Source organism: Pseudundibacterium arcticum (genome assembly GCF_042646465.1).
Classification (GTDB): Bacteria; Pseudomonadota; Gammaproteobacteria; order Burkholderiales; family Burkholderiaceae_D; genus Undibacterium_A; species Undibacterium_A arcticum.
In genome coordinates this window covers 104,383-122,401 of record NZ_JBHRTP010000038.1, presented here as the reverse complement: position 1 = coordinate 122,401, position 18,019 = coordinate 104,383, and the positions used below count along the sequence as shown (strand labels likewise).

Below are 18,019 nucleotides of genomic sequence, written 5' to 3'. Positions count from 1 at the left end.
GATATATAAGATAACGTGCGCCTAACTTCCATTAAATTGTCGGGGTTTAAATCCTTTGTCGATCCCACCAATTTCCAGGTGCCTGGGCAGCTGGTCGGCGTGGTCGGGCCGAACGGTTGCGGCAAATCCAATATCATCGACGCAGTGCGCTGGGTTCTGGGTGAGTCGAAGGCGTCGGAACTGCGCGGCGAATCGATGCAGGACGTCATCTTCAACGGCTCGTCGCATCGCAAACCGGCTGGCCGTTCCTCGGTCGAGCTGGTATTCGACAACAGTGACGGCAAGGCCTCCGGGCAGTGGAGCCAGTACGCAGAGATCGCCGTCAAGCGCACGCTGACGCGCGATGGCACGTCAACCTATTACATCAACAGCCAGGCAGTGCGGCGGCGTGATATTCAGGACATCTTCATGGGTACCGGGCTGGGACCGCGTGCTTACGCGATCATCGGCCAAGGTATGATCTCGCGCATTATCGAGGCGCGGCCGGAAGAATTGCGGGTATTCCTGGAAGAGGCCGCTGGCGTCTCCAAGTACAAGGAACGGCGTCGCGAAACCGAAAATCGGCTGCATGACACGCGGGAAAATCTGATTCGCGTCGAGGATATCCTGCGCGAACTGAACGCGAATCTGGAAAAGCTGGAAGCACAGGCCGCCGTCGCGCATAAATTCCATGCGCTGCAATCGGATCAGGACGAGAAGCAAAAGCTGTTGTGGCTGCTGCGCAAGAACGAAGCGAAGACCGAGCAGGCCAAATTTTTCCGCGACATCGAACAGGCGCAGACCGATCTGGAAGAGCAGACCGCCAAGCTGCGCCATGTCGAAACCGAGCTGGAGCATATGCGTCAGGCCCATTACGCGGTCGGCGACAAGATGCACCAGGCGCAAGGTCATCTGTACCAGACCAATTCTGAGATTGGCAGTCTGGAGGCGCAAATCAAGTTCGTCATCGAGTCGCGTAACCGCCTGCAGTCGCAGCTCAATTCGCTGACTGCGCAACGCGACCAATGGCAGCGCCAGAGCAGCTTGCATCAGGACGACCTGACCGAGGCCGAATTCCGGCTGGAAGAATTGGCGGCCAAGGTCGAGCAATCGCAGGAAGCGGCACAGCAAAACAACGACAAGTTACCGGCACTGGAGCACGCCTGGCGCGAAGCCCAGCTGAAAACCACCGAATCGCGCGCCAGGATCATGCAGGCGCAGCAACAGATCGAGCTGGAATCGGCGCATCAGCGCAATGCATCGAATATTCTGTCCGGCCTGGCGACACGCCGCGAACGCCTGTCGCAAGAAAAGAACGGACTGAATATCCCCGACAGCACCCATCTGTCGAATCTGCAAATGCAGCTGGAAGAAAAGCGCGCGGCGCTGGAAGAGGCCAGCGCACTGTTGGAAGCTGCGCAAGAGCAACAACCGGCGCTGGAAGAAGAGCGGCGCGCGGCGCAGGCGCAAGTCAACGTGGAGAGCGCCAATATCGCTCAACTGGAAGCGCGCCTGGCTGCCATGAAGCAGTTGCAGGAGAAAGTGCAAACCCAGGGCAAGGTGCAACCCTGGCTGCAAAAACATGAACTGGACGGCTTGCCGCGCCTATGGCAAAAGCTGCAGATTGAACAGGGCTGGGAAACCGCGCTGGAATCGATACTGCGCGAGCGCACCGCGGCGCTGGAAGTATCGAACATCGACTGGGCCAAGGCATTTTTCAATGATGCGCCACCGGCCAAGCTGGCGCTGTTCACGGTCAACGGACATGCCAGCGCTAGCAATCAGGACCCGCCGGCCGGCTTGGCGCCGCTGCTGGGACTGCTAAAGCTGAATGACCCCGGTCTGCGCGCGCTGCTGCAGGACTGGCTGCACAATGTTTTCATCGCCGACGATGCCACCGCGGCGTTCATTGCGCGCGACAAGTTGCCGTTGGGTGGTTATTTCATCACCCGCCAGGGCCATGTGATCAGCAAGACCAGCGTGCGCTTCTATGCGTCCGATTCCGAACAGGACGGCATGTTGGCGCGGCAACAGGAAATCGAAAATATCGGCAAGCAGCATCGCGCCCAGCAATTGTTGGCCGATGAAGCCAAATCCCGTTCGGTCCGGGCCGAGGCGGCCTTGTCGAATGTGACGCGGCAGTTGCAGGAATACCGCCAACGCGTCAATACCCTGACCCAGGCGGTGCATGGGCTGCAGATCGACGTGGTGAAACTTTCCGAAGTGCAAGAGCGTTTCAATCAGCGCAGTGCGCAAATCGTCAACGACCTGGCGGAAATTGCGGAGCAGGAAGCCGAGCATCAGCAAGTCAAGGCGGAGTCGGAAGAAAAATTCGAACAGCTCGATCTCGAACTGGCGCAATTGCAGGAAACGCACGAGGATGGCCAGACCGATTACCTGACCAAAGAGCAGCAATTGAGCGATGCGCGCCAGCGCTTGCGCGAAGGTGAGCGCGCCGCACAGGAGGCGGAATACGCCGAAAAATCGCAGCGCAACAAGATCGAGGAGTTACGCCGCAATATTGCTACCGCGCTGGAACAATCGGCGCAACTGTTTGCCAGCATGCAGCAAGGCAATCTGGAGCTGGAAAATCTGGACGACCAGACTGCCCAGGCCGGCTTGCAATCCCTGCTGGAGAAACGCACCGATCAGGAGCGTGCGCTGGCCGATGCGCGGCATGAACTGGACCAGTTGACGCAAAAACTGCGCCATGCAGAAGAAGCGCGCATGCAATCCGAGCGCAGCCTGCAGCCGCAACGTGACAAAATCATGGAGTTGCAGTTGAAAGAGCAGGCGGCTCGGTTAAATCACGAACAATTTGCGCAGCAACTGGTCGAGGCGCAGGCCGATGAAGCAGCGCTGGCCGAGAAACTGCACGCCGACCTGAAGCCGTCCTACCTGCAAGGCGAGGTGACGCGTCTGAACAATGCGATCGCCGCACTGGGGGCGGTCAATCTGGCGGCGCTGGACGAACTGGCGCAAGCGTCGGAGCGCAAGAACTTCCTGGATGCGCAAAACGCCGACCTGACCGAAGCGATCAACACGCTGCAAGATGCGATCCACAAGATCGACAAGGAAACGCGCGAGCTGTTGCAGGACACCTTCGACAAGGTCAACGGCCATTTTGCGGAATTGTTCCCGATACTGTTCGGCGGCGGCCAGGCCAAGCTGACCATGACCGGCGATGAAATTCTCGATTCCGGGGTGCAGGTGATGGCACAGCCGCCCGGCAAGAAAAACGCGACAATTCATTTGTTGTCTGGCGGCGAGAAGGCGTTGACGGCAACCGCGCTGGTGTTTTCAATGTTCCAGCTCAATCCGGCGCCGTTCTGCCTGCTCGATGAGGTCGATGCACCGCTCGACGATGCCAATACCGAACGTTTTTGTAATATGGTCAAACGGATGTCGATCAACACCCAGTTCCTGTTTATTTCGCACAATAAGATCGCCATGGAAATGGCGCATCAATTGATCGGCGTGACCATGCAGGAACAGGGAGTTTCCCGTATTGTCGCGGTGGATATGGAGTCCGCCGCCGATTTCGCTACCGAGGTACAAGCCGCATGACAGATCTTCAAACTATCCTGATTTTTTGCGGTAGCGCCATCGTGGCCGGCGTCTACTCCTATAACAAATGGCATGAATACAAGGCCAGAAAAAGTGTCGAACGCGCGTTTTCCAATGCGCACGACGATGTCCTGATGACGCCGGCACCCGCGGCCCCTGGCGCAGAAACGCAACAACAACTGGAACGTCAGGAACCAGTGCTGGTCGCACGGGGCGCAGAGGCACCTTCGCCTCATGTGGCGGGAGATGGGGCCGCCAACGCGATCGAACGCGATCCGACCGATAGTGCCCCACCAGACACCCACGAATTTGATGCATTGACCACCGCTGCCGTGCGCGAACTGCCGGTCGACGAATTGATCGATTGCGCGATCGCGCTGGAAATGGAATCGCCGCTACGCGGCGAAAAAATTCTTCCGGCCTTGCAGAGCTTGCGCCATGTCGGCAATAAATCGATCCATTACATTGGCTTGCGGCTCGAGGGCGAATGGGAGCCTGTGACCCATGGCAATATCTACACCGAGTTGCAGGCCGGTGTGCAGATTGCGAACCGCAGCAGCGCGCTCAATGAAATCGAATATTCCGAACTCGTGATGCGGCTACGTCAGATCGCCGACGGCTTGGGAGCGGAGCTCGACGTACCCGACATGGGAGAAGTGATGTCGGCCGCCAAAGCCTTGTATCAGTTCGTGTCCGAGCACGATGCACAGCTCGGTGTGAATATCCATTCCAATGGCGCGCCGTGGGCTATCAATACCTTGCTGACCGCGCTGGAGCGCCAAGGCTTTGACCTGCGCCCGGACGGTCGCTTCGTGATGCAGGACGGCGATGGCGGTGTGTTGTTTTCGTTGTCTACCAATGTCACGCTGGCGGCAGAGACCACTTCGCATTTGACCTTGCTGCTGGACGTGCCTTGCGTCGCGCCGCTGCGCGACGGTTTCGGCGCGATGGTCGCCTGTGCCAAATCGCTGGTCAAGCGGCTCGATGGCACGATCGTCGACGACAGTAATCAAGCGCTGTCGGATGCGGCACTGGGCGAGATTTCAGGCCAGGTCGATGCGTTCTACGACGACATGCAAGCGGTCGATATCCCTGCCGGTGCGACCCGTGCGTTGCGTTTGTTCAGTTGAGTATGCAGCCCGATTCCTTCAGCCCATCATCAAAGAACTCCACTAATTCGGTGCCCGACAACACGGATTGGCCGACCCGTGCGGCATGGCTCAGAAGCGAGCTGGACCGTCACAATTACGCCTATTACGTACGCGATAATCCGAGTATCCCGGACGCTGAATACGACAAGTTGTTTAGCGAGTTGCAGGCGCTCGAAGCGGCGCACCCGGAACTCTTGACCGCTGATTCGCCAACCCATCGGGTCGGTGCCCGACCTTCGCCGCAGTTCGCGCAGGTGACGCATTCGGTGCCGATGCTATCACTCAATAACGGCTTCAGCGACGGCGATATCATTGCTTTCGATCAGCGCGTGAAACAGGGTTTGAGACTGGAAAATCATGCCGCCGAAGTCGAATATGCCGCCGAGCTGAAATTTGACGGTCTGGCCATCAATCTGCGCTACGAAAACGGCATTTTTGTGCAAGCTGCCACACGCGGCGATGGCGCCACGGGTGAAGACGTGACAGTCAACATCCGCACCATCAAGAGCATTCCCTTGCGTTTGCATGGGAACAAGCCGCCGGCCGTGCTGGATGTGCGCGGGGAGGTGTTGATGTTCAAAAGCGATTTCGCCAGGCTGAATGCGCGTCAGCGCGATGCCGGGCAAAAAGAATTCGCTAATCCGCGCAATGCGGCTGCCGGTAGCCTGCGCCAGCTCGATTCACGCATCACGGCGAACCGTAAGCTGCGTTTTTTCTCATACGGGATCGGCGCGCTGGAAGGTGCCGACATGCCCGCTTCGCATGCCGCTTTGCTCGACTGGTATGCCGAACTCGGTGTGCCGGTGTGTCAGGAGCGTGCAGTGCTGGCCGGCGCAACGGGTCTGCTCGATTATTTCCGTCAGATCGGCGAACAACGTGAGCAATTGCCGTACGACATCGATGGCGTGGTCTACAAGGTCAATCGTCTCGACCAGCAACGACACCTGGGTTTCGTGTCGCGCGCGCCGCGCTTTGCCATCGCCCACAAGTTCCCGGCACAGGAAGCCTTGACCACGGTGCAGGATATCGAAGTGCAGGTCGGGCGTACCGGCGCCATCACGCCGGTCGCGCGTCTGGCGCCGGTCTTCGTCGGCGGCGTCACCGTCACCAATGCGACTCTGCACAATGAGGATGAGGTCAGGCGCAAGGATATACGGATCGGTGACACCGTGATCGTGCGCCGCGCCGGCGACGTGATACCGGAAGTGGTGGCGCATGTCCTGGAACAGCGTCCGGCCGATGCGCGTGAATTCGTGATGCCGGTCAGCTGCCCGATTTGCGGGTCGGCGATTGTCAAACTGGAAGACGAGGCAGTGGCACGCTGCTCCGGCGGCTGGATCAAATGTCCCGCGCAACGCAAGGGTGGCCTGCAGCATTTCGCGTCGCGACGCGCGATGGACATTGAAGGCCTGGGCGACCAGCTGATCGATCAATTGGTCGACAAGCAGGTGATCACGACCGCCGCGGACCTGTACAAGCTCGGCTTGGGTTCGTTGACGGCGCTCAACAGGATGGCCGCCAAATCGGCGCAAAATGTGATCGATGCGCTGGAGAAATCGAAATCGACGACGCTGGCGCGCTTTATTTATGCACTCGGCATCCGGCATGTCGGCGAGTCGACCGCGAAGGCGCTGGCGCAACATTTCTGCAAGCTCGATGCCGTTCTGGACGCATCCGAAACGGAGCTGCTGGAGGTCCCCGATATCGGTCCAGTGGTTGCGCGTTCGATCAAGGCATTTTTGACTGATCCTTTAAACATCGAACTGATCGAACAACTGCGTGCTGCCGGCGTGCACTGGAACGAAAGCGAGCGCGCCGAAACCGCGCCCAAGCCGATGCTGGGCCAGACCTTTGTATTGACCGGCACGCTGCCGACCCTGACGCGGGAAGAGGCATCGGCACAGATCGAGGCTGCCGGCGGCAAGGTCGCCGGATCGGTCTCGAAAAAAACCAGCTATGTGGTGGCAGGCGAAGACGCCGGTAGCAAATTGGCGAAGGCGCAGGAACTGGGCGTGACCGTACTTGATGAACAACAACTGCTGGACTTGTTAAATTCGCGAAATGGGGTCGAACTATGAAACCAATCAGAAAGGCCGTTTTTCCTGTCGCCGGTCTTGGTAGCCGATTCCTGCCTGCCACCAAGGCGCAGCCGAAGGAAATGCTGCCGGTGGTCGACAAGCCGCTGATTCAGTATGCGGTCGAGGAGGCAGTCGCGGCCGGCATCAACGAGATGATCTTCATTACGGGGCGCAACAAGCGGGCCATCGAAGACCATTTCGACAAGGCCTATGAGCTCGAAACCGAACTGGAAGCGGCCGGCAAGATCGCCTTGCTTGAATCGATCCAGAATGTGGTGCCCAAGCACATTACGTGCATCTACATCCGCCAGTCGGCCCCGCTCGGTCTCGGCCACGCGGTGCTGTGCGCGCGGCCGGTGGTTGGCGACGAGCCGTTCGCGGTGCTGCTGGCGGACGATCTGATGGATGTCGACGTCGGCCAGCGGCCGGTGTTGGCACAGATGACCAATGTCTATGCGGAGGAGGGCGTCAGTCTGCTCGCCGTGCAGGACGTGCCGCGCGCGGACACGCGGAACTATGGCATCGTCAGCGTCAGCCCGCACCGACCCAACCTGGAACGGGTCAACAGCATGGTCGAAAAACCGGCACCGGAGGATGCACCTTCGACGCTGGCGGTGGTTGGCCGCTATATATTGAGCGCCAAGATTTTTGACCACCTTGAAAAATTGGGCAAGGGCGTTGGTGGCGAGATTCAACTGACCGACGGCATCGTCGCGCTGATGCAGCACGAGTCGGTGATGGCATACCGGTATCAGGGCCAGCGCTATGATTGCGGCTCCAAACTGGGGTACCTGAAGGCAACGCTGGCGCTGGGATTGAAGCATCCGGAAACCGCCAAGGCATTTTCAGCTTATCTGAATGAAACATATTCGGCACGGACTTGATCGGGCGAGGGGCGGACCGCGACCGCTTGGCGAGATTTTGGGTACCCTTGGCAAAAAACATACTCTCTGCGCTGATATCTCATTGCGCAAGTTTTTCGTGTGCAATATGTATATACTGCCAATTAATTTTAATTTTAACCGCGCTGCACCGCGCGCAACCTGTCAATGAGCATCAGACCAATTCTCAAAATGGGCGACCCGCGCCTGCTGCGGCAAGCTGAGGCGGTGACCGAGTTCGGCACGCCGGAACTGGAGGCGCTGGTCGCCGACATGTTCGACACGATGCATGCTGCCAACGGCGCCGGCCTGGCCGCGCCGCAGATCGGCGTCAACCTGCAACTGGTGATCTATGGCTTCAACCAGAACGCGCGTTACCCCGACGCACCGGCGGTACCGGAGACTGTGTTGATCAATCCAGCGCTGACTCCGCTGTCGGATGCGATCGATGAAGCGTGGGAGGGCTGTCTGTCGGTCCCCGGCCTGCGCGGTGTGGTGCCGCGCTGGACCCGTCTGCACTATGAAGGTTTCGATCAGTTCGGCAACCGGATCAGCCGCGATGCCGAGGATTTCCATGCGCGCGTGGTGCAGCATGAATGCGACCATCTGGCAGGCATCTTGTATCCGATGCGGATGAAGGATCTGTCGCAGTTCGGCTATGTTGATGTGCTGTTTCCCGATCTGGACCCGGGCAACGAAGAATGACATCGATATAGTGGGTATTTGCCATTTGCGCACTGTGTATCTGCGCTAATCAAGCTTAAATCGTGGAGTATATGCTGATCGCAGCGCCGCTAAGAGCGTCCGTAGGGGCACTGCAATGCGACGGATTGCACTCAAAACTGCTCGTCAGGACCCAGATAACGCCATTGGCCGACCGGCAAATCACCCAGTTTGACGCGCCCGATGCGTACCCGCTTCAGGCCGAGAACTTTCAACCCGACCAGTTCGCACATGCGCCGGATCTGGCGTTTCTTCCCTTCCCGTAGCGTAAAGCTGAGTTGGTCGTCGTTTTGCCACCGGACTTTGGCCGGCAGCAGCGCCTTGCCGTCGAGCGACAGGCCGTGGTTCAGCCGCTTCAACTCCGCATCGGGCAGCTTGCCCGGCGGCTTCAGGTAGCGCACCCGCACCAGATATTCCTTTTCGACCGCGGTGTCTTCGCCGATTAACTGCTTGGCGATCCGGCCATCCTGCGTCAACACCAGCAAGCCGATCGAATCGATGTCGAGCCGACCAGCCGGTACCAGGCTGCGCAACTGGGTCGGATGGAATTGCTCCGGCGCCTTGTCCTCGTTCCAGCGATTTTCAGCCTTGATCAGCGCGACTGCCGGCGTGTAGCCGTCCTCGGCCTGACCGCTGACATAGCCCACCGGCTTGTTGATCAGCACGGTGACGCGTTTCGATTGCTCGGCGCTGGCCTGGCGTTCAACCGTGATGCGCTGGCTCGGCAAAACCTTGCTGCCAAGTTCGGACACCACTTTACCGTCCACGCGGACCCAGCCGCGTTCGATCCATGCATCGGCCTCGCGGCGCGAGCAGAGCCCGAGTTCAGACATGCGTTTGGATAGGCGGAGCGGTTCGGTCATGGGAGTCAAAGCTAAGGTAAATAGTGCAGGAAATGAAGGGAAGGGGTGGCGCTGGGACCGATCAGACCCGCAGCGCTTCCAGCAAATCGGTTTCCAACTGGATTTGACTACGCGCATTATTCAGCACCGGGCCATCGACCAGGAAAACGTCTTCGACGCGTTCGCCCAAAGTCATGATTTTAGCGGTATGCAGGTTGATTTTGTATTTTGTCAGTACATTGGCGATCGAATACAGCAGGCCGTTGCGGTCGTTGGCCGAAATGGACAGCAGGTAATACTGGCCGCGCTCGTCGGGCCGCAGATCGACCGTCGGGGTGATCGGAAAGGTGCGCGACAGGCGCGACAAGCGACCTTTGCTGGGTGCCGGCAAGGGCTCGTTCAATTGCAGCAGCGCGGTCAGTTCATGCTCGATCAGGTTGATGATGTCGCGATAATTCTTGGCAAAGGTTGGCTCCGTTACCAAGAAGGTATCGAGCGCATAGCCGTGTTTGGTCGTATGGATCTTGGCATCCAGGATGCTGAAATTCTTGCGGTCGAAATAGCTGCAGATATGCGCGAACAAGTCGGCCTGATCTCGGGTGTAGACCGCGACCTGCAAGCCTTCGCCGATAGGCGACAGGCGGCATTTGACGATCGGTTTATCGCTGTTGATCTTGTCATGCAATGCCCGCGTCTGCCAGGCGATATCGGACGCCTCATGGCGCAGAAAATACGCGACATCGAGCTGGCTCCACAATGCCAGGTGCGCATCGTCCGGCAAACCATACAGCCGCAGCGTCGCATGCGCCTCCTGCTGCCGATTCTTCAGTTCCCGGTCGGCCGACGGCGCCTCGCCGCCCAGCACGCGTAGCGTCATCCGGTACAGATCTTCCAGCAGCTTACCTTTCCATGCGTTCCACACCTTCGGGCTGGTGCCACGGATATCGGCGACGGTCAGCAAATACAGCGCCGTCAGATGCCGCTCATCCTTGATCAGCGTGGCGAAACCCTGAATCACATCGGGATCCGATAAATCCTGTTTTTGCGCCACCACCGACATCGTCAGATGATGTTGCACGAGAAACACCACCAATTCAGTTTCTTGTTCCGACAAGCCATGCTCGACGCAAAACTGGCGTGCATCGGCCATCCCCAGTTGCGAGTGATCGCCGCCGCGACCTTTGGCGATATCGTGAAACAGGGCCGCGATATAGAGCAGCCACGGCTGCCCAAAATTGGCGATCAGCTGGCTGCAGAACGGGTATTCATGCGCATGTTCGGTCATCGTGAAGCGGCGCACATTGCGCACCACCATCAGGATGTGCTGATCGACGGTATACACGTGAAACAGGTCATGCTGCATCTGACCGATGATGCGGCGGAAATTCGGCAGGTAACGGCCAAGGATGCTGGTGCGGTTCATCAGGCGCAGCGCATGCGTGATGCCCTCCGGTGCCTGCAAAATACTGATAAACAGCGCACGATTGGCCGGATCGCGCCGGAACTGGGCGTCGATTCTGAAACGTGCATGCCACAACGCGCGCAAGGTGCGCGCGGTCATGCCTTTCAGGTCGGAATGGGTGGCCAGTAGCAGGAAAATTTCCAGCATTGCCGACGGCGTCGTCTCGAAGGTGTTGTCTGCGGCAATATCGATGAAGCCATTGACTTCGTTAAAGCGCTGGTTGATCACCTGGATACTGGCCGGTTGCGGGAACAGTCGCGCCTCGATATTTTGCAGCAGAATCGTGTTGAGCTGGGTGACCGCCTTGGCCGCCCAGTAATAACGCTGCATTAACATCTCGCTGGCGCGCCGCGTATTTGCCCCGCTGCCGGTGGTCTGAAAGCCGAAGCTCTCCGCGATTGGCGTCTGCACATCGAACAGCAACCGATCTTCGCGCCGCCCGCTTTGGATATGCAGCCGGATCCGAATGTCCTTGAAGGCACGTTCCTTGTCGGTCAACTGGCGCGCCTCGGTCGCGGTAATCAGGCCCCGTTCCGCCAGTTCACCCCAGGAGTTGCCCAATCCCGCCGCCTTGGCGACCCACAGAATGACTTGCAGGTCACGCAGACCGCCAGGACTTTCCTTGCAATTAGGTTCGAGGCTGTATGGGGTGTCCTCATATTTCACGTGGCGCTGGCGCATTTCCAGGGTCTTGGCCTGGAAAAAGGCTTGCGGCTCCATCGCGGCGTCGTAGCATTCTCCCAGCAACCCAAACAGGCTCAGGCTGCCGGTGATGCGACGAGCTTCCAGCAGGCTGGTCTGGACCGTGATGTCGGCTGCCGATTCGACCAGGCATTCGTCAATGGTGCGAATGCTGTGACCGATTTCAAGACCGATATCCCATAGCAACTGGACCAGTTGCTCCAATCGTGTCTTTAGCGCAGGATTGGGCTGCTCCGGCAACAGGATCAGCACATCGACGTCGGAATGCGGGAACAATTCGCCGCGGCCGTAGCCGCCGACGCCAACCAGCGTGGCTTGATCGCCCAGGTCGCAATATTGCCAGGCCTCGGTCAGCGCGGCATCAACGTTCTGACGTAGCTTTTTAAGTAGTTTTTCCGGCTTGCCGTCGGACTGGAAGACCGCAATCGCGGCCTGCTGTTCCGATTTAAGTCGCTCCTTAAGCGTCAGCGCAAGGGACGCCATGCGCTTTATGCCGCAGTGGCCACCGCGGCGGCGGGGCCACTGGCGGCGAGCACGAACGCGGGCGGTGGCGGAGTGCCCGCAGACACCGTCAACACCTCGTAACCGGTATCGGTGACCAGCACGGTGTGTTCCCATTGCGCGGACAGGCTGCGATCTTTGGTCTTGATCGTCCAGCCGTCGCCCATTTCGCGGATATCGCGGCGGCCGGCGTTGATCATCGGTTCCACCGTGAAAATCATGCCGGCCTTGAGCTCTTCCAGCGTTCCGGGGCGTCCGTAATGGAGTACTTGTGGTTCCTCGTGGAAAACCTTGCCGATGCCGTGACCGCAGAATTCGCGCACCACGCTATAACCGGCATTTTCGGCGTGCTGTTGAATCACATGGCCGATATCGCCCAGATGTGCACCCGGTTTGATCTTGGAAATCCCGAGCCACATGCATTCATACGTGATTTCGCTCAGGCGCCGCGCCAGGATCGACGGCTCACCGACAAAAAACATGCGGCTGTTGTCCCCATGATAACCATCCTTGATCACCGTGATGTCGAGATTGATGACGTCGCCGTTCTTGATAACCTTGTCGCCCGGTATGCCATGACAGACCACATCATTGAGTGAGGTGCAAATCGCTTTCGGATACGGCGTATAGCCAGGCGGGCAGTAGTTGAGCGGGGCTGGGATGGTTCCCTGCACGTTGACCATGTATTCATGGCACAGGCGATCCAGTTCACCGGTGGTGACGCCGGGTTTAATGAACGGCGTGATGTAGTCGAGCACCTCGGCACCCAGTCGGCCGGCGATTCGCATGCCCTTGATATCGTCATCGGATTTTATTGAAATTGAGGTCATGGCAGGGTCACAATCAGCAGAAAGGCGGTAATAGGATCAAGACGGATCAGTATGAAATTATAAACGAGACGCCTGTCGTTCGCTCAGGCAATGCGCGGCGCGGCACTTGAAAGAAGCGGTGGTTTTGGAGTAGAATTACGGGTTGCTTGGATTGACTGTCAATCAAGCACATTTTTAAATCGCGAATCCGCTCGAAAAGGGTGCCCAAATCAACTGACTGATGCGGGTAACTGAGCGGATTCCAGACCCCAACCCTGGAGATATTATGTCCGTTACAATGCGTGAAATGCTGGAAGCCGGCGTCCATTTTGGCCATCAAACCCGTTTCTGGAACCCAAAGATGGCGCCGTTCATCTTCGGTCACCGCAACAAGATTCACATCGTCAACCTGGAAAAAACCCTGGGCATGTACCAGGAGGCGATGAAGTACATCAGCCAACTGTCCGCAAATCGCGGCACCATTCTGATGGTCGGCACCAAGCGCCAGGCGCGCGAAATCATTGCAACCGAAGCGCAGCGCGCCGGCGTTCCATTTGTTGATCAACGCTGGCTGGGCGGTATGCTGACCAATTTCAAGACCATCAAGACCTCGATCAAGCGCCTGAAGGACATGGAAGCATCGATCGAAGACGGTTCCGTTGAAAAGCTGAGCAAAAAAGAAGGGCTGATGTTCCAGCGCGAGATGACCAAGCTGCAAAAATCGATCGGCGGCATCAAGGACATGGGCGGCATTCCGGACGCAATCTTCGTCGTCGACGTCGGCTACCACAAGGGCGCGATCACCGAAGCCGCCAAACTGGGTATCCCGGTGATCGGCATCGTTGACACCAACCATTCGCCAGAAGGCGTGACCTACGTCATTCCGGGCAATGACGACTCGTCCAAGGCCATCATGCTGTACGCCCGTGGCGTTGCTGATGCAATTCTCGAAGGCCGTGCCAATGCAATGACCGATGTCATCGAAACCATCAAGGGTGGTGATGAATTCGTCGAGGTCAGCGAGCAGGCGTAAGTCGTAGTCCGATCCGTCGGGTATAAAAAGGGGGCGGCAGTGCACCCCTTTTTTTAAGTAAATTTTGAATTCGGTTGATGGTGAAAGGCCGCAAGGCATTCATCATGAATATTTAAATAGTTAGGAGAAAGACATGGCGGCAATTACAGCAGCGATGGTAGGCGAGTTGCGCGCAAAGACAGACGCGCCAATGATGGAATGCAAGAAAGCACTGACCGAGGCCGACGGCGATATGCTCAAGGCCGAAGACCTGTTGCGCGTTAAGCTGGGCAGCAAGGCATCCAAGGCTTCGTCCAGGATCACGGCCGAAGGCGTGGTCGCGGCCTATGTCGCTGGTGGCGTCGGCGCCATCGTCGAAGTCAATTGCGAAACCGATTTCGTGACCAAGAATGATGAATTCATCGCGCTGGCAAATGCTTGCGCCAAACTGGTCGCCGAACACAATCCGGCGGACGTCGCCGCATTGTCGGCGTTGCCGCTGGACGGTTCCACGGTCGAGGCGCAGCGCGCAGCCCTGATTGGCCGGATTGGCGAAAACATGTCGATCCGTCGTTTCGCACGTTTCGAAACCACTGGCAAACTGGCGTCTTACCTGCACGGTACGCGGATTGGTGTGATGGTCGATTTCAACGGTGCTGACGAGCAAGTCGGCAAGGACGTTGCCATGCATGTGGCTGCCATGAAGCCGGTTGCCCTGTCGTCAGAGCAAGTGCCGGCCGAACTGATCGAGAGAGAGCGCTCGGTGGCGTCGCAAAAGGCAGCTGAAGATGCCGTCAAGGCGCAGGCCGAAGGCAAGACGCCGCAATCGGCTGAAATCCTGGCCAAGCGGATCGATGGTTCGGTGCAGAAATTCCTGAAGGAAGTTTCCTTGCTGAATCAGCCGTTCGTTAAGAACGACAAGCAATCGATTGAGCAAATGCTGAAAGCGGCCAACACTACCGTGAAATCTTTCACAATGTACGTGGTCGGTGAAGGTATCGAGAAGAAGCAGGATGATTTCGCTGCAGAGGTTGCGGCGCAGGTCGCAGCCGCCAAGCAGGCGTAAGCGATATAAAGCGGGCCGAAAGGCCCGTTTTTTTAATCTGTCTGCGTCTGAAATGGCCAGGCATGGATTTTGGGCAGGTTTTGCCCCAAAATATCCCGGCATTCACACTTGCAGGATAGATCATTTTATTTCTGTTGCCCGCGGACAATCACACGGAGTTTTGCCCATGATAAAACCTGCCTACAAGCGTGTCCTCCTCAAACTTTCCGGTGAAGCCTTGATGGGCGACGATCAGTATGGGATCAATCGCGGATCGATCGAGCGCATGGTGGCCGATGTGGCGGAAATTGCGCACTTGGGCGTGGAGCTCGCCATCGTTATCGGTGGTGGCAATATTTTCCGCGGCGTCGCGCCCGGCGCGCAAGGGATGGATCGCGCCACTGCCGACTATATGGGTATGCTGGCAACGGTCATGAATTCGCTGGCGCTGGCCGATGCGATGCGTCACGCTGGTATCACCGCCCGCGTGATGTCTGCCATCAGTATCGAGCAAGTGGTGGAGCCCTATGTGCGGCCGAAGGCGTTGCAATATCTGGAAGAGGGCAAGGTCGTTATCTTCGCCGCCGGAACCGGCAACCCGTTCTTTACCACCGACACGGCCGCCGCGCTGCGCGGTTCGGAAATGAGCGCTGAAATCGTTCTAAAAGCGACCAAGGTGGACGGCGTGTATACTGCCGATCCCAAAAAGGATTCGAATGCGACGCGTTATTCGACCATCAGCTTCGATGAGGCAATCGCCAAACATCTGCAAGTGATGGACGCTACTGCGTTTGCGCTGTGCCGCGACCAAAAACTGCCGATTAAAGTATTTTCCATCGTTAAGCCCGGCGCGCTGAAGCGCGTGATTATGGGCGAAGACGAAGGTACACTGGTTCACGTATAACTAAAGGGCAACTCTAAAAATCGTAGCGAGCGGCTCAAGGTCGAATCGAGAAGTGCAGTCGTGCGCCATTGTCATACAAGATGTACGGCGACGCATCCTGCAAATCCGCAGATTCGAGATTGCGCCGCGCAGTGGATTTATAGAGATGCCACAAACAACTCGCCGCCTAACAGGAGAGCAGCATGAGCATCGCTGAAGTCGAAAAAAACACCGAACAAAGAATGCATAAGTCGATCGATACCTTGAAGGCGGATCTCGCCAAGGTACGTACCGGCCGCGCACATACCGGCATACTGGACCATGTCCAGGTCGAATACTATGGCAATCCGACCGCGTTGAGCCAGGTTGCCAACGTGACCCTGATCGATGCCCGCACGATTGGTGTGCAACCATATGAAAAGAAGATGGCCGGGGCCATCGAGAAAGCGATCCGGGATTCCGATCTGGGACTGAATCCGTCTTCTCAGGGCGACATGATCCGCGTGCCAACACCTCCACTGACCGAAGAACGCCGCAAGGAAATGGTCAAACTGGTCAAGGGTGAGGCAGAGGATGCCAAGATTGCCATCCGCAATATCCGCCGTGACGCCAACGAAGGGTTGAAGAAACTGGTGAAAGACAAGGCCTGCTCGGAAGACGAAGAACGCCGCGCACAGGATGAGATCCAGAAGTTGACTGACAAATTTGTCGCAGATGTCGACAAACTGGTAGTTGATAAAGAGAAAGAAATCCTGACGGTCTGACCATTGTCCTGTCTCAAACTATTTACGGCATTGGTCTTTTCATGACATATTCAAGCTCGACTCAAGCCGTACCGCAACCGCGCGCAGTACCGCGCCACATTGCCATCATCATGGATGGCAATGGCCGTTGGGCCACCAAACGCATGCTGCCGCGAGTGGCAGGACACGTCAAGGGAGTAGATGCGGTCAGGGGTGTGGTCGAGGCGTGCATGTTGCGCGGGGTCGAATACCTGACCCTGTTTGCGTTCAGCTCCGAAAACTGGCGGCGCCCGGCGGATGAAGTATCGTTGTTGATGCGATTGTTTGTGACGGCACTCGAACGTGAGGTCGCAAAGATGCACGCCAATAGCATTCGGTTGAAGGTAGTCGGCGATCTCAGTCGTTTCGATGCCAAATTGCAGGAACTGATCGTTAATGCGGAACGCAAAACCGCCAACAACAGCAAATTGACTGTGACGATCTGCGCCAACTACGGCGGGCGCTGGGACATCATGCAGGCGATCAACAAGATGATCGCGGCCGATGGCAAGGGCCACGCGTATACCGAAGAACAGCTCAATCCGCATCTGGCGATGGCGTATGCGCCGGAACCCGATCTCTTTATCCGCACTGGAGGGGAGGAGCGGATTTCGAATTTCCTGCTATGGCAGCTGGCGTATACCGAGCTGTTTTTTACCGAGACCTATTGGCCTGATTTTGATGTGGGGGCACTGGATATCGCAATCGATTCTTTCCAGCAACGCGAGAGACGATTTGGCCGCACCAGTGAGCAACTCCTGACGCAGAAAAAGGCATCCTGATGCTGAAAACGCGCGTAATTACCGCGCTGCTGTTGCTTGCGGTGTTATTGCCGGTGCTATTTTCCGGCTCATATCCGGCGTTTGCCGTGATCGTCGCGATTTTTTTTGCGGCCGCGGCATGGGAGTGTTTTCGCCTGTTCAACAGCAAGCAACCGGCCATTGGCGCGGCGATCTGGACCGTGGTCTTCGCTTTCATCTTGTTCCGTGATGATTTTTCTCGCGCGAATTTACTGTTTGGTCTGAGCATCGTCATCTGGCTGATTCGGCTGGTACCGTCGTTGCTTATCGGCTTGCCGGCAATCGACAGTTTTGCCAGCCGCTTGCTGAACGGCATTTACGGCATCGCCATTCTGGCTTGTTTTATCGCCATGACCGTCTTGTTCAGGCATTCGGCGCTCTACCTGTTATCTGTCATGGCTATCGTTTGGATGGCCGATATCGGCGCCTATTTTTTTGGCAAGGCATTCGGAAAGCACAAGCTTGCGCCATCCATATCACCAGGAAAATCCTGGGAAGGCGCGGTTGGCGGCGCCTTTTCCGTCTTGCTGGTCGCAGCGTTGACGACCTTCATTCCAGCCCTGAGTGATACCTTTGCTGCAAAATCCTTTTCACGCTGGGGTTGGACTGGCTTTGTGCTGGTACTGATGGTGCTGGTAGCCGCCAGCGTTGTTGGTGATTTATTTGAATCGCAGTTGAAGCGTAAGGCCGGAGTCAAAGACAGCAGTCATTTGTTGCCAGGTCATGGCGGTGTGCTGGATCGGATCGACGCTTTGATACCCGTGCTGCCGCTGGCGGCCTTACTCGATTCCTGGTTTTAAGA

14 protein-coding genes are annotated in these 18,019 nt (G+C 57.5%); 11 read left to right on the top strand and 3 right to left on the bottom strand.

Annotated elements, in window-relative coordinates:
• Positions 1-15: 15 nt before the first annotated feature.
• The 5 genes from smc (at position 16) to def (ending at position 8,361) form a co-directional block, all read left to right on the top strand.
• Entirely contained in the window at positions 16-3,546 is a 3,531-nt protein-coding gene (gene smc / locus ACFOFO_RS12995; protein ID WP_390331722.1) for a chromosome segregation protein SMC, read from the top strand.
• Positions 3,543-4,676, top strand: a complete 1,134-nt coding sequence (locus tag ACFOFO_RS12990; RefSeq protein ID WP_390331720.1) for a cell division protein ZipA C-terminal FtsZ-binding domain-containing protein — start codon at positions 3,543-3,545, stop codon at positions 4,674-4,676. The genes smc and ACFOFO_RS12990 overlap by 4 nt, the downstream gene beginning before the upstream one ends.
• A 2-nt stretch (positions 4,677-4,678) precedes the next feature.
• Positions 4,679-6,775: an NAD-dependent DNA ligase LigA gene (gene ligA, locus ACFOFO_RS12985; protein WP_390331718.1), complete on the top strand. Its 2,097-nt coding sequence runs from the start codon at positions 4,679-4,681 to the stop codon at positions 6,773-6,775.
• Positions 6,772-7,659, top strand: a complete 888-nt coding sequence (galU, locus tag ACFOFO_RS12980; protein WP_390331717.1) for a UTP--glucose-1-phosphate uridylyltransferase GalU — start codon at positions 6,772-6,774, stop codon at positions 7,657-7,659. The genes ligA and galU overlap by 4 nt, the downstream gene beginning before the upstream one ends.
• A 165-nt stretch (positions 7,660-7,824) precedes the next feature.
• On the top strand, positions 7,825-8,361 hold the full coding sequence (gene def / locus ACFOFO_RS12975) for a peptide deformylase (protein WP_390324676.1): 537 nt from the start codon (positions 7,825-7,827) through the stop codon (positions 8,359-8,361).
• A 131-nt stretch (positions 8,362-8,492) separates the two neighbouring features.
• On the opposite strand, the gene ACFOFO_RS12970 is transcribed toward def, so the two are convergent.
• The 3 genes from ACFOFO_RS12970 to map form a co-directional block, all read right to left on the bottom strand.
• On the bottom strand, positions 8,493-9,242 hold the full coding sequence (locus ACFOFO_RS12970) for a pseudouridine synthase (RefSeq protein ID WP_390324678.1): 750 nt from the start codon (positions 9,240-9,242) through the stop codon (positions 8,493-8,495).
• 61 nt (positions 9,243-9,303) lie between these two features.
• Positions 9,304-11,868: a [protein-PII] uridylyltransferase gene (locus tag ACFOFO_RS12965; protein ID WP_390324680.1), complete on the bottom strand. Its 2,565-nt coding sequence runs from the start codon at positions 11,866-11,868 to the stop codon at positions 9,304-9,306.
• 5 nt (positions 11,869-11,873) lie between these two features.
• Positions 11,874-12,716, bottom strand: coding sequence for a type I methionyl aminopeptidase (gene map / locus ACFOFO_RS12960; RefSeq protein ID WP_390331716.1), 843 nt, complete (start codon positions 12,714-12,716; stop codon positions 11,874-11,876).
• A gap of 265 nt (positions 12,717-12,981) precedes the next feature.
• Between map and rpsB the strand changes: the two genes are divergently transcribed.
• The 6 genes from rpsB (at position 12,982) to ACFOFO_RS12930 (ending at position 18,017) form a co-directional block, all read left to right on the top strand.
• Positions 12,982-13,728 carry a 30S ribosomal protein S2 gene (rpsB, locus tag ACFOFO_RS12955; protein ID WP_390331715.1) on the top strand — a complete coding sequence of 249 codons (747 nt, stop codon included), beginning with the start codon at positions 12,982-12,984 and terminating at the stop codon, positions 13,726-13,728.
• 133 nt (positions 13,729-13,861) lie between these two features.
• Positions 13,862-14,773 carry a translation elongation factor Ts gene (tsf, locus tag ACFOFO_RS12950; protein ID WP_390324684.1) on the top strand — a complete coding sequence of 304 codons (912 nt, stop codon included), beginning with the start codon at positions 13,862-13,864 and terminating at the stop codon, positions 14,771-14,773.
• Positions 14,774-14,939: 166 nt separating this feature from the next.
• A complete protein-coding gene (gene pyrH / locus ACFOFO_RS12945) occupies positions 14,940-15,656 on the top strand; it encodes a UMP kinase (RefSeq protein ID WP_390328066.1) in 717 nt (238 codons plus the stop codon).
• Positions 15,657-15,838: 182 nt separating this feature from the next.
• Entirely contained in the window at positions 15,839-16,399 is a 561-nt protein-coding gene (gene frr / locus ACFOFO_RS12940; RefSeq protein ID WP_390324685.1) for a ribosome recycling factor, read from the top strand.
• Between the two features lie 41 nt (positions 16,400-16,440).
• Positions 16,441-17,199, top strand: coding sequence for a polyprenyl diphosphate synthase (gene uppS, locus ACFOFO_RS12935; protein ID WP_390324687.1), 759 nt, complete (start codon positions 16,441-16,443; stop codon positions 17,197-17,199).
• Positions 17,199-18,017, top strand: a complete 819-nt coding sequence (locus tag ACFOFO_RS12930; RefSeq protein WP_390324688.1) for a phosphatidate cytidylyltransferase — start codon at positions 17,199-17,201, stop codon at positions 18,015-18,017. Before uppS ends, ACFOFO_RS12930 begins: the two co-directional genes overlap by 1 nt.
• The last annotated feature ends 2 nt before the right edge of the window (positions 18,018-18,019 follow it).

Excerpts from the sequence above, each read along its gene's own strand:
- ACFOFO_RS12990 (WP_390331720.1), top strand. The coding sequence starts at position 3,543 with ATGACAGATCTTCAAACTATCCTGATTTTTTGCGGTAGCGCCATCGTG.
- ligA (WP_390331718.1), top strand. The coding sequence starts at position 4,679 with ATGCAGCCCGATTCCTTCAGCCCATCATCAAAGAACTCCACTAATTCG.
- galU (WP_390331717.1), top strand. The coding sequence starts at position 6,772 with ATGAAACCAATCAGAAAGGCCGTTTTTCCTGTCGCCGGTCTTGGTAGC.
- def (WP_390324676.1), top strand. The coding sequence starts at position 7,825 with ATGAGCATCAGACCAATTCTCAAAATGGGCGACCCGCGCCTGCTGCGG.
- ACFOFO_RS12970 (WP_390324678.1), bottom strand. The coding sequence starts at position 9,242 with ATGACCGAACCGCTCCGCCTATCCAAACGCATGTCTGAACTCGGGCTC.
- ACFOFO_RS12965 (WP_390324680.1), bottom strand. The coding sequence starts at position 11,868 with ATGGCGTCCCTTGCGCTGACGCTTAAGGAGCGACTTAAATCGGAACAG.
- map (WP_390331716.1), bottom strand. The coding sequence starts at position 12,716 with ATGACCTCAATTTCAATAAAATCCGATGACGATATCAAGGGCATGCGA.
- rpsB (WP_390331715.1), top strand. The coding sequence starts at position 12,982 with ATGTCCGTTACAATGCGTGAAATGCTGGAAGCCGGCGTCCATTTTGGC.
- tsf (WP_390324684.1), top strand. The coding sequence starts at position 13,862 with ATGGCGGCAATTACAGCAGCGATGGTAGGCGAGTTGCGCGCAAAGACA.
- pyrH (WP_390328066.1), top strand. The coding sequence starts at position 14,940 with ATGATAAAACCTGCCTACAAGCGTGTCCTCCTCAAACTTTCCGGTGAA.
- frr (WP_390324685.1), top strand. The coding sequence starts at position 15,839 with ATGAGCATCGCTGAAGTCGAAAAAAACACCGAACAAAGAATGCATAAG.
- uppS (WP_390324687.1), top strand. The coding sequence starts at position 16,441 with ATGACATATTCAAGCTCGACTCAAGCCGTACCGCAACCGCGCGCAGTA.
- ACFOFO_RS12930 (WP_390324688.1), top strand. The coding sequence starts at position 17,199 with ATGCTGAAAACGCGCGTAATTACCGCGCTGCTGTTGCTTGCGGTGTTA.